Origin of the sequence: Flavobacterium aquariorum (genome assembly GCF_003254745.1) — a bacterium.
GTDB lineage: Bacteria > Bacteroidota > Bacteroidia > Flavobacteriales > Flavobacteriaceae > Flavobacterium > Flavobacterium aquariorum.
Genome location: NZ_QKXH01000004.1, coordinates 331261 through 344312, shown reverse-complemented (window position 1 = coordinate 344312; position 13052 = coordinate 331261). Strand labels below are relative to the sequence as shown.

Sequence of the window (13052 nt, the reverse complement as noted above, 5' to 3'; positions counted from 1 at the left end):
AGGGCTGAAAGTATAAGTATTTGTTCCAATGTAATTGCTGATCGTGCTTGTCCCCGCTGCCACGCATGTTGAAGCAACAGAATCAATAGTAGGAACCACCGGGGTAACCAACTTATCAAGATTACTGAACGAAGCCGAAGCCGCCGAAGTACAGTTTCCGTTGTTGGAAGTAACCGTATAACTTGTGCCAAATACCATACCGCTTACCAATCCCGTGACGTCCACCGTTGGACCCACAGGGCTGAAAGTATAAGTGTTTGTTCCAATGTAATTGCTGATCGTGCTTGTCCCCGCTGTCGCGCATGTTGGCGCAACAGAATCAATAGTAGGAACCGCCGGGGTAACCAACTTATCCAGATTGCTGAACGAAGCCGAAGCCGCCGAAGTACAGTTTCCGTTATTTGAGGTAACCGTATAACTAGTGCCAAACACCATTGAACTTACCAATCCCGTGGCATCCACCGTTGGACCCGAAGGGCTGAAAGTATAAGTATTTGTTCCAATGTAATTGCTGATCGTGCTTGTCCCCGCTGCCACGCATGTTGAAGCAACAGAATCAATAGTAGGAACCACCGGGGTAACCAACTTATCAAGATTACTGAACGAAGCCGAAGCCGCCGAAGTACAGTTTCCGTTGTTGGAAGTAACCGTATAACTAGTGCCAAGTAATATACCGCTTACCAATCCCGTGGCGTCCACAGTTGGACCCGAAGGACTGAAAGTATAGGTGTTTGTTCCAATGTAATTGCTGATCGTGCTTGTCCCCGCTGCCACGCATGTTGGCGCAACAGAATCAATAGTAGGAACCGCCGGGGTAACCAACTTATCCAGATTACTGAACAAGGCCGAAGCCACCGAAGTACAGCTTCCGTTGTTTGAGGTAACCGTATAACTTGTGCCAAATACCATACCGTTTACCAATCCCGTGGCATCCACCGTTGGACCCGCAGGGCTGAAAGTATAAGTGTTTGTTCCAATGTAATTGCTGATCGTGCTTGTCCCCACTGCCGCGCATGTTGGCGCAACAGAATCAATAGTCGGAACTGCAGAGAACAAATTAAAAGTAACATTAACATCATCCGTAGAGTCTGTACAAGGATTATTAGAAATTGTCCAGCGCAGCACATAAGTTGTGCCTGCTGTACCTGAAAAAGTTGTTGTTGGATTGGTATCCGAAACAAAGGATCCACCCGTTCCACTTACAATAGTCCATTTACCGGTACCTACTGTTGGAGTATTTGCACCAAGAGTAACTGTAGTAAGTCCGCATGTAGTCGCTCCTATTTGGTCAGCTCCCGCACTGGATATGGTTGGATTGGGAGTAGTTGAAACATTTACAGTGCCACTCGTTGCGGTACAAAGCGCAGCATTGGTAGCCACAACATAATAACCATTTCCGGCGGGCAATGAAGACCATGCTAATCCTGTTCCTGTTCCTACTTTAGCACTTTGTACCGCAACGTTACCAGAATTATACAATTGATAAGTTACTCCGCTTACTGATGTTGTTGAAGTTATTGTGCCATTTGAACCAGGAGATACACAAATTGTACTCCCTGTTAAAGAGAGAACTGTTGGATTAGGAGTAGTCAAAACATTTACCGTGCCACTCGTTGCAGTACAAAGCGCAGCATTGGTAGCCACAACATAATAACCATTTCCGGCGGGCAATGAAGACCATGTTAATCCTGTTCCTGTTCCTGCTTTAGCACTTTGTACCGCAACGTTACCAGAATTATACAATTGATAAGTTACTCCGCTTACTGATGTTGTTGAAGTTATTGTGCCATTTGAGCCAGGAGATACACAAATTGTACTCCCTGTTAAAGAAAGAGCTGTTGGTGATACAATTGGAGTAGTTGACATACTAGCCGAATTGTTTGAAGAATTACTATCTGGTTGACTCCCTGCTGGAATAGCAGCCGTATTCAAGTATACTCCACTAGCATTTACTTTGCACAAAACTTTTAAAGTAATAACCTGTGCACTATTTAAATTACCTATACTCCAAATTCCTGTAGTTGGATTATACGCTCCAACCGATGGAACGGAACTAATATAAGTATAACCCGAAGGCAATAAATCATTAACCGATAAACCAGAAGCATTATTGGAACCTAAATTAGTCACCTTTACTGTAAACTCAACATTTGTACCTACACAAGGATTGGCAGTATCAACTGTTTTGAGTACTTCAAGATCAGTACATAAAGTAACAATAATCGGTCTTGATTGAATCAGAGACCCGCAAACTAAAGTTGACGCAACTGAATACGAACCGGTCTGTGTAGCCGTATATGTATTCGAAGTTTCTCCAGAAATAGCAACTCCATTATAATACCATTGATATGGAGCAAATCCAGATGGTGTAGATAAAATTGCCGAATTATTAGTACATCCACCTCCCGAAACATAAGTCAAAGTAGGATCATCGGGCTGTTGTGCAAAATTAGAGAAAAATCCTGCCATAGAAAACCCTCCTCCTTGTTGGACAATAGAAACTGTCAACTTAGCAGAACTTGAAACTGAAATTATATCTGGGCTACTAATTTGTGTATCCGTAAAATTTATTAAATACCATCCAGTTGTACCTAATTGATATCTTGCCCCCGCAAGAGTTTCAATATTAACCCCATTAACATCAACAATAGCTGTTGCATCTTTCAAAAGGACATATCCAAAATAAGGCAATGAAGTAGCAGAATTATAAGCTCTAAATTTTTTGGTTTCTATAAAGTTTGAGCCTCCACAGGCCGATACCGGAGCAATTACTGAAATATCTACCTCACAGGATTGTGCAGTACCTGAATAAACAGCTACATTTTCAGTTGACGAAACTCTTGTCGCTGTAAATGGAGTATTGGAAACTCCATTTTTAAATGTGTAAAAATCTCCTGCATTCACAAGAGTAGTAGTAACTGTACCAGTCAAAGTTCCAGTTGTTGAAAATGTATTAATGGTTAATACCGTATTGGCTTTTATAGCAACCACAGTTGTTTGTTCGGCCGTATCATTACCCTTACCTCTCTCTATAAAATATTCAGAACCCAAAACTGATTCTGGTGGAACTTGGTCAAAAACTCCATCCCCGCATCCACTTGGCATATCAATTCTTGCAGAAGTATTCATAACTGTTCCACTTGAAGACTCCACCAAAGAACCTATTGCAGCCTGAAATAAATAACTCTGACCTGCATTCAATGTCGTTAAAACTACACCATTTAATTTTATTGTTGTACCATTATTTATAGCCATAATGGTGTAAATTGGATATTGAGTTCCAAATCCCCCAAAATTACCTAAACCGCCATCCCTGTAATATCCTATCCTATAACGAACCCCAATTCCTGCGTCTCCAAAACTCGTTAAAGATGCATTTCCTTTTATATTGGTATCACTTCCGTCAGACCCTAAATTATCAGAGGCTACATTTCTTAAATTAACTGAAGTTGGTCCATCACCAGTAATTATTAATCCAGCAGCATTTACAATTGTATTGAAAGGATGAACACCTAAAGCACTCGGAAGTCCTGAAAATCTATAAACTGCTGGTGTCCCCTTAATTGCCGTCAAATTCGTTATTAAAGTGCCATCACTTTTTTTCAAAGCTATATTTACTGTAGTAGTAGAATTTGTAGCTATGATAATTTCATTAGCCTTACTAAAGTATTGCCATGGTGCTGGAGCTACATAGTGTGTCGTATAAAATTGAGAAAAAACAGTATGACTACTGAACAAAAATAAAGCAACAATTAACAATGGCTTAATAAGGTTAAGCCTTTTCCAAGTAAAGTTTGTCATAATTAGTCGTTAAGTTTCAATAGATTGGGTCTGTCAAAACTAAATAATTATGAATAACTTATTAACAATTTCCGTTTAACTACATATTTTGTCGTCAATTCACACTTTTGTCGACATAAAGCGCATTAAAACGTTAAAATACAGTTATTTAATGTCAGAATTTTACGTTTTTATAATCTGCTAAAAAAAATAATATAGAGACGATCACAAAAAAAGGAAATATTATTCTAAGAAAAGAATATTTCGTTTTACTCCTTGAAATTTTGATCGTTTAAGAGGAGAATCCTTAAATACGATTTTAAAAGTTTCTTCGGTTATTTCGATCCAATCTTTTTTGGACATCGAAAGTAATTCGGGATTGGGACTGAACAAAGGTTCATTATGAGATTTTGAAAAACGATTCCAAGGACAAACATCTTGACAAGTATCACAGCCAAAAGCCCAATCATCAAATTTACCCTTCATATCCGAAGGAATATTCTCTTTAAGTTCAATAGTGAAGTAAGAAATACATTTACTGCCATCCACAACATAAGGCGCCACAATTGCCTCTGTTGGACAAGCATCAATACAGGCCGTACAGGTTCCACAATGATCTGTAACGGCATAATCATATTCTAGATCCAAATCAATAATAAGCTCGGCGATGAAATAAAAAGAACCTACTTTTTGAGTCAGCAGATTACTGTTTTTACCTATCCACCCTAAACCGCTTTTGGCAGCCCAAGCTTTATCCAAAACAGGAGCAGAATCTACAAAAGCACGTCCGGAAACAGCACCAATATAAGACTCTATCGAAAAAAGCAACTCTTTTAGTTTATCCTTTATGACAAAATGGTAATCCTGTCCATAAGCATATTTGGATATTTTATAGGAATCTGAATTTTGAAATTCCGAAGGATAATAGTTTAGTAAAAGAGAAACTACACTCTTGGCACCATCGACCAATAATGTTGGATCCAAGCGTTTGTCAAAATTATTCTCCATATAGGACATTTGCCCATTGTAATTTTGATTCAGCCAATTTTCCAAACGAGGAGCTTCCTGTTCTAGAAAACCAGCTTTTGAGATGCCACAAGACAAAAATCCAAGACGCTTGGCCTCGGATTTTATAAATTGCGTGTATTTTGACTTATTGTTTATGGCTTCTAATTTTTAATAAAAGATCTTGATCACTATTAAAGCCCTAGCCCTGATAGCAGTGAAAATCCTTTTCTATTTTTTCTTTAAAAATAGAAAAGATTGCAACGGATAGCAGGAATAGCTCCTAACCATTAGAATAATCCACCTTGAATATTGGCTTTGATTTTTCCTAAATGCTTATAAGCTTTTTCCGTTACTTCACGCCCTCTAGGCGTACGCATAATAAAACCCTCCTGAATCAAGAAAGGTTCATAAACTTCCTCGATAGTTTCACTACTTTCGGATACGGCGGTTGCCAATGTGGACAAACCAACGGGCCCTCCTTTGAATTTATCAATTATGGTATTCAAAATTTTGTTATCCATTTCGTCCAGACCATGGGCATCTACATTCAATGCTTTTAAGGCATATCGCGCTATTTCAATATCAATGGTTCCGTTACCTTTTATTTGAGCAAAATCACGAACACGACGCAATAATGCATTCGCAATACGAGGTGTCCCTCTACTCCTACCGGCAATTTCTATTGCGGCTTCCATAGTAATCGGCATTTTGAAAATCATGGCACTTCGCTCCACAATTGTAGTCAAAAGTTCCGTAGTATAATATTGCAATCTTGACGAAATACCAAAACGAGCACGCATAGGAGCAGTCAAAAGACCAGAACGGGTAGTTGCTCCGATTAGCGTAAAAGGATTTAAATTGATTTGAACCGTTCTCGCATTAGGTCCAGATTCAATCATGATATCGATCTTAAAATCTTCCATAGCCGAATATAAGTACTCTTCGACTATAGGACTTAAACGGTGTATCTCGTCAATAAACAGAACATCCCTCTCTTCAAGATTTGTAAGCAATCCAGCTAAATCACCCGGTTTATCCAAAACAGGTCCGGAAGTAATTTTGATACCTACTTCTAATTCATTTGCCAAAATATTGGCCAGAGTCGTTTTACCCAAACCAGGAGGCCCGTGAAAAAGAGTGTGATCAAGAGCCTCTTTCCTTTGATTGGCAGCAGCAACAAAAACCTTAAGATTTTCCAATACTTGATCCTGACCCGCAAAATCATCAAACGATAATGGTCTCAATCTCTTTTCAATATCCAGTTCTTCGGAACTAAAATTATTATTTGTTGGATCTAAGTTTTCATTCATGAGGTAAAGGTAAAAAAAGTAATCATTTTATATAAAAAATGCCTTTCAATAATGAAAGGCATTTATATAATTTTGAAATTTTAGTGATGTAAAACTACTTCTCCTTCTTTCATTGGAACCGTTTGAGGTACAAAATCCTCTTCATGAGCAGGATTACTGTAATCATAAGGCCAACGGTGTACGTGAGGGATTTCTCCTGGCCAGTTACCGTGTATGTGTTCTACAGGAGTCGTCCATTCCAATGTATTTGATTTCCATGGATTTTGAACTGCTTTCTTACCATAGAAAATACTGCTAAAGAAGTTGTATAAAAATACTAATTGGAAAGCTCCACCAATCAAGGCAAATGTTGTAATCAAGACGTTTACGTTTTGTAAATCGTCAAATAACGGAAAGTTTGTATTAGTATAGTAACGTCTTGGTAAACCAGCTAATCCAATAAAGTGCATTGGGAAAAATACTCCATAAGCACAGATTGCAGTTACCCAAAAGTGAACATATCCTAAATTCTTGTTCAACATTCTACCGAACATTTTTGGATACCAGTGGTAGATTCCAGCAAACATTCCATAAAGAGCAGATATACCCATTACTAAGTGGAAGTGAGCTACTACGAAATAAGTATCATGAACATTTATATCTAATGTACTGTCCCCAAGAATGATTCCAGTTAAACCTCCAGTAATGAAAGTCGAAACAAGACCAATCGAAAACAACATGGCAGGATTCATTTGAAGATTACCTTTCCAAAGTGTAGTAATATAATTAAATGCTTTTACCGCAGATGGAATCGCAATCAACAAGGTTGTAAATGTAAATACAGATCCCAAGAAAGGATTCATTCCAGAAATAAACATATGGTGTCCCCAAACAATTGTAGATAAAAACGCAATTGCAATAATTGACATAATCATCGCTCTATAACCAAAGATTGGTTTACGAGAATTTGTGGCAATAATTTCAGAAGTAATCCCCAATGCAGGTAAGATTACAATATAAACTTCAGGGTGACCCAAAAACCAGAATAAGTGTTCAAAAAGAACTGGAGAACCACCTTGGTAATGCAAAACTTCGCCAGCAATATAAATATCAGATAGGAAGAAAGAAGTACCAAAACTTCTGTCAAAAATCAACAACAATGCTGCAGACAATAAAACAGGGAAAGAAACAATACCGATAATTGCAGTAACGAAGAAAGCCCAAATAGTAAGAGGCAATCTTGTCATAGACATTCCTTTTGTTCTTAAGTTAATTACAGTTACAACATAGTTCAAAGATCCCATTAAAGATGATGCGATGAAAATAGCCATAGAAACTAACCATAAAGTCATACCTGCACCAGAACCAGATATAGCCTGAGGAAGTGCACTTAAAGGTGGATAAATTGTCCAACCAGCATTAGCAGGTCCTGATTCCACAAATAATGAACAAACCATTAATACACTAGACAAAAAGAACAACCAATAGGAAATCATATTCATGAATCCTGACGCCATATCCCTTGCACCAATTTGAAGTGGTATCAATAAGTTACTAAACGTACCACTTAATCCTGCAGTAAGAACAAAGAATACCATTATAGTTCCATGTATAGTAACTAATGAAAGGTAAATATCGTTTGCCATTACTCCGTTTGGAGCCCATTTGTCTCCAAGTAATATATTGAAAATCTTAAAAGATTCTTCTGGCCAAGCCAATTGCATTCTAAAAAGCATAGACATACCAACACCTATAACTCCCATTATAATACCTGTAAGCAGATATTGTTTGGCAATCATTTTGTGATCAATACTAAAAATATATTTAGTAATGAATGTGTCCTTATGGTGATGTTCGTGTTCGTGATCGTGTCCGTGATCGTGACCTTCTGCTGACATATATTTATACTTTAAATTTTCTTAATAATTATTTCATAGCTATTTTAGCAACAGCTGCTGTATCTTTTGTAAGAGTTGAATCTTTACCTGGAGCTGCATCTGGAGCAGCAGGTTCAGCTTTAGAAGCTTTTACTTCGCTAACCAAAGTAGTTTTTTCACTCAACCATTTTTTATAATCCTCTGGAGTATCCACTACAACTTTCATTTGCATATTATAGTGAGAAGCCCCACAAATCTTGTTACATAATAACAAATAATCAAAAGTGTAAGGATCTAATCCAGTTTCACCTTTCGCTACCAATTCTAAGCTTTTTTTAGCTCTAATAGCATTGATATTAGCTACTTTTTCAATCATGAATGGTAAAGCTTGATATTCAGCTGTTGTATAAATTGGAGTAAAAGCAAACTCTGTAACCATACCTGGCACACAGTTCATTTGAGCTCTAAAATAAGGGAAGTATGCTGAGTGCAATACATCTTGAGATCTCATCTTGAAGTGAATCTTTTTTCCTTTAGGTATATGTAATTCTGAAACCACGATATCATCTTGAGCATATGGATCTGATAAATCAACCCCAAGAGTGTTAACTCCTTCAATCAATCTAACATTTGCTTTCCCTAAAACATTATCAGCTCCAGCGTATCTTGCAGTCCATTTAAATTGTTGAGCGTATAACTCAACAACTACTGTATCTTCATCCTCATCAATAAACATGATATTTGTCCATGCATAAAGACCATAAAGAATCAAACCAGCTAATACTACAGCAGGAATTACACTCCAAATAGCTTCTAATTTATTATTATCTGCAAAATACAAGGCTCTTTTATCCTTATTACCTCTGTATTTAAAAGCAAAGTAATGTAATAGAACTTGAGTAATTGCCTGAACAGTAAAAATCAACACCCATGTGATATTCATCAAGTTATCAATCAAAGCACCATGTTCAGATGCTGGAGTGTGCAGGACTAATGGTCCCCATGTGTAAACTCCATATATCGTAAAAATATAGATGAAGGCTAAAAAACCAAACATCAAATATCCTTGCACATTATTGTCATCGTCGGTTGCAATTTGCGAATTGTCCGAAGTCGAAGCAACTTGTGTTAAATCGAATATTTTCGTCAATTGCCAAACAGCAACAGCCAATAAAACTAAAACTATAATTACCAACAAACTTGTCATCTGTTTATCTCTTTAAATATTAATAATGAAAATGTTTACTCTCTTCTATATATGGATTTCTTTTTGGTAACAAAGGAGCTTTAGTTAATGCTGAGAAGACAACAAAAATAAATAATCCAAGAAAGAATAAAACTGATGCAATTTCTGAAACACCAATAAACCAACTACCACCAACGGTACCAGGCATAATCATATTAAAGAAGTCAATATAATGACCTAACAAAATTACAATACCAGCCATAACTAAGATCCAAGTGATTCTCTTGAAATCAGTATTAATCAAAATTAAAACCGGGAACAAGAAATTCATAACAACAGCGCCAAAGAAAGGCAAATTATATACTTGAATTCTCATTACAAAATAAGTAATCTCTTCAGGAATGTTAGCATACCAAATCAACATAAATTGAGAAAACCATAGGTATGTCCAAAATACACTGATACCAAACATAAATTTAGCTAAATCATGGATATGACTTGTATTTACATTCTCTAAATAACCTCTAGATTTTAGATAAATAGTAACCATAGCAATCATCGTAATACCACTTACGAAGAAACTAGCAAATACATACCATCCAAAAAGTGTGCTAGACCAGTGAGGATCTAAAGACATAATCCAGTCCCAAGACATAATCGATTCTGAAACAATAAAGAATACCAAGAACATAGCCGATATGTTGAAATTCTTTTTGTAGAAACTGTTATCATCCGACTCATCTTGAGCCAAACAATTTTTTCTAGAGAAATAACGATAAGCATTCCAACCAGCCAAAAATACTGCAGCTCTAACAATCCAAAATGGAAAATTTAAATAACCAGATTTATTAGCAATAATTTTATCATGAGCAACTACTTCTGGATCTAACCAAATAAACAAATGATTAAAGTGTAAGCCACACAAAATTAAAAATATAAAGAAAATAACAGACCCTACAGGTAAGTAGGCCGTAATTCCCTGCATTACTCTAAAAAGAACTGGAGACCAACCTGCTTGTGCCACTTGCTGAATACCATAAAAAACCAATGTTCCCAAAGAAAGTAACATAAAGAAAATACAGGCTACATATAAAGCAGACCATGGTTTATTTTCTAATTGATGCAAAACATGAGTTAAATGTTCTGCATGTTCTGCTTCAGCTTTCACTTTTGCTTCAGCAGAAACTGCGTGAGCCCCTTCAGATTCACCACTTGCCTCATGATGACTACCATGAGCATCAGCAGCAAGTATTTTTTCAACATCTTGAATATCTTTAGGTGCAGTTAAAAAACCATATCCAATTCCTAAAAGACCAACAGCCATTAAGACGAAAGAAAAAGTTTTTAATTTACTTGAAAATGTATACATATCTATTACGATCAGTTTGTTCAACAATTATTATTGTGCTTTTAGTTTAAGAACATAGTCAGCAACTAACCAACGTTCGTGTGCACTCATTTGATTAGCATGTGAACCCATAGCATTTAAACCATAAGTTTCAACATAAAAAATACTTCCTTCAGTAATTTCCCTGTCTTTGTAATTTGGAACACCAAGAAATTTTTCTCTTTCTACTAATTTTCCTTTACCATCACCAGCAGCACCGTGACAGCTAATACAATAAATCTCAAAAAGCTCTTTTCCTTTATCAGAATTTCTATCTAATGAATCTAAAGGAGATTTCAAATTAGCTTTAGCTAAAGCATATCCTTCTGGAGTATTTTCATATTCGAATGGCTCAAACCCTCTATTTATTGAACCAACAGCTGGAAGCTGACCTTCTTTACCGTTTTTAAATACATCAACTGGAGCTGGAGAATAAGTTTCACCACTCACCGATTCATACATATTTGGAAAATATTGATAATTCGGTTTATCATTATGAAAACATGACGATACCGTTATCATTAAACCCAATACAAGTGTTATTTTATATAAACTTTTCATATCTACAATTAATGCTTTTCAATTACTTTAACTTCTACCGCACCTGTACCTTCAAAGAAAGAAACAAGTTCTTCTTCATTATTGTTAACCGCTACTTCCATCAAAAAGTGATCATCAGTAGTTCTTACATCAGGATTTTCAGCTTCTTTAAACGGCCATAATCTACTTCTCATGTAAAAAGTAATTACCATTAAGTGAGCTGCAAAAAATACCGTTTCTTCAAACATAATAGGCACAAAAGCTGGCATATTATCAATATAACTGAAACTTGGTTTACCTCCAATATCTTGAGGCCAGTCTTGAATCATAATATAATTCATCATCCAAGTACCAAAAGACAAACCGCACAAACCATAGATAAAAGCACATATCGCTAAACGTGTAGGTGCAAGTCCCATTGCTTTGTCCAATCCGTGAACTGGGAAAGGCGTAAATACTTCTTCAATATGGTGATGAGCTGCACGTGTCTTTTTTACGGCATCCATCAAAATATCATCGTCATTATAAATGGCGTATATAACTTTATTACTCATGATGTGAATGTTTATTAGCTTCTCTTTCTTTAATATAATGTTCTCCTGTAGCTTTCAATATTGTTTTAACCTCGGCTTGAGCAATAACAGGAAATGTTCTTGCATACAATAAGAATAACACAAAGAAGAAACCTATTGTTCCGATAAAAATTCCAATATCAACAAATGTTGGAGAGAACATAGTCCATGAGGATGGTAAATAATCCCTATGTAATGAAGTTACGATAATTACAAATCTTTCAAACCACATTCCAATGTTTACCACAATTGAAATAATGAAAGAAAACATAATACTAGTTCTTAATTTTTTGAACCACATAAATTGTGGAGAGAACACGTTACAAGTCATCATAGCCCAATATGCCCAAGCATATGGTCCAGTTGCTCTGTTCAAGAAAGCATATTGCTCATACTCTACTCCAGAATACCAAGCAATAAACAACTCGGTAATGTAAGCAACCCCAACAATAGAACCTGTAATCATGATTACAATGTTCATCAATTCGATATGTTGAATAGTAATGTAAGCTTCAAGATTAGAAACTTTTCTCATAATGATAAGCAAAGTGTTTACCATTGCAAATCCAGAGAAAACCGCTCCAGCAACGAAATATGGAGGAAAAATTGTAGTATGCCATCCAGGAATTACAGAAGTAGCAAAGTCCATCGATACAATAGTATGCACAGAAAGTACAAGAGGGGTAGCTAAACCTGCAAGAACTAATGAAACTTCTTCAAAACGTTGCCAATCTTTAGCTCTACCACTCCATCCAAAACTTAGGATAGAATAGACTCTTTTGTTGAAAGGCGTAATAGCTCTATCGCGCAACATTGCAAAGTCAGGCAACAATCCTGTCCACCAGAAAACCAATGATACTGAAAGATAAGTTGAAATCGCGAATACGTCCCAAAGTAATGGAGAGTTAAAATTCACCCAAAGAGATCCAAACTGATTTGGAATTGGTAATACCCAATACGCCAACCAAGGACGTCCCATGTGTATAATTGGAAATAAACCCGCTTGGATTACAGAGAAAATTGTCATCGCCTCTGCAGAACGGTTAATCGCCATTCTCCATCGTTGACGGAATAATAAAAGTACTGCAGAAATAAGAGTTCCTGCGTGACCAATACCAACCCACCAAACGAAGTTAGTAATATCCCAAGCCCAACCAACTGTTTTGTTTAATCCCCAAGTACCAATACCTGTGGACACTGTGTATATAATACAGCCTAATCCCCAAAGGAAAGCTGTTAATGCAATTGTAAATACAATCCACCATTGTTTATTTGCTTTACCTTCGATAGGTGCGGCTACATCAACAGTTATATCGTGATAAGATTTATCACCTATAACTAAGGGTTTTCTAATGGCTGCTTCGTAGTGAGACGACATAATCCTTTATTTGATTCTTAATTAATAATTTTTGT

8 protein-coding genes and 1 pseudogene are annotated in these 13052 nt (G+C 36.5%); all 9 read right to left on the bottom strand.

What is annotated here, in order from left to right:
* Window positions 1-3801, bottom strand: a pseudogene (locus DOS84_RS08750) (DUF11 domain-containing protein); the annotation flags it as partial.
* 222 nt (window positions 3802-4023) lie between these two features.
* Complete coding sequence (gene queG, locus DOS84_RS08745) at window positions 4024-4944, bottom strand: tRNA epoxyqueuosine(34) reductase QueG (RefSeq protein WP_111409735.1); 921 nt, start codon at window positions 4942-4944, stop codon at window positions 4024-4026.
* A gap of 131 nt (window positions 4945-5075) precedes the next feature.
* Window positions 5076-6098 carry a Holliday junction branch migration DNA helicase RuvB gene (gene ruvB / locus DOS84_RS08740; protein ID WP_111409734.1) on the bottom strand — a complete coding sequence of 341 codons (1023 nt, stop codon included), beginning with the start codon at window positions 6096-6098 and terminating at the stop codon, window positions 5076-5078.
* An 80-nt stretch (window positions 6099-6178) separates the two neighbouring features.
* Window positions 6179-7975 carry a cytochrome c oxidase subunit I gene (locus DOS84_RS08735; RefSeq protein ID WP_111409733.1) on the bottom strand — a complete coding sequence of 599 codons (1797 nt, stop codon included), beginning with the start codon at window positions 7973-7975 and terminating at the stop codon, window positions 6179-6181.
* 28 nt (window positions 7976-8003) lie between these two features.
* Window positions 8004-9161: a cytochrome c oxidase subunit II gene (locus DOS84_RS08730; protein ID WP_111409732.1), complete on the bottom strand. Its 1158-nt coding sequence runs from the start codon at window positions 9159-9161 to the stop codon at window positions 8004-8006.
* 19 nt (window positions 9162-9180) lie between these two features.
* Window positions 9181-10509 (bottom strand): quinol:cytochrome C oxidoreductase, encoded by a 1329-nt coding sequence (locus DOS84_RS08725; RefSeq protein ID WP_111409731.1) that lies wholly within the window; start codon window positions 10507-10509, stop codon window positions 9181-9183.
* A gap of 30 nt (window positions 10510-10539) precedes the next feature.
* Window positions 10540-11088: a c-type cytochrome gene (locus DOS84_RS08720; RefSeq protein WP_111409730.1), complete on the bottom strand. Its 549-nt coding sequence runs from the start codon at window positions 11086-11088 to the stop codon at window positions 10540-10542.
* A gap of 8 nt (window positions 11089-11096) precedes the next feature.
* A complete protein-coding gene (locus tag DOS84_RS08715; protein ID WP_111409729.1) occupies window positions 11097-11621 on the bottom strand; it encodes a DUF3341 domain-containing protein in 525 nt (174 codons plus the stop codon).
* Window positions 11614-13017: an NrfD/PsrC family molybdoenzyme membrane anchor subunit gene (nrfD, locus tag DOS84_RS08710; RefSeq protein ID WP_111409728.1), complete on the bottom strand. Its 1404-nt coding sequence runs from the start codon at window positions 13015-13017 to the stop codon at window positions 11614-11616. Before nrfD ends, DOS84_RS08715 begins: the two co-directional genes overlap by 8 nt.
* Window positions 13018-13052 lie beyond the last annotated feature (35 nt).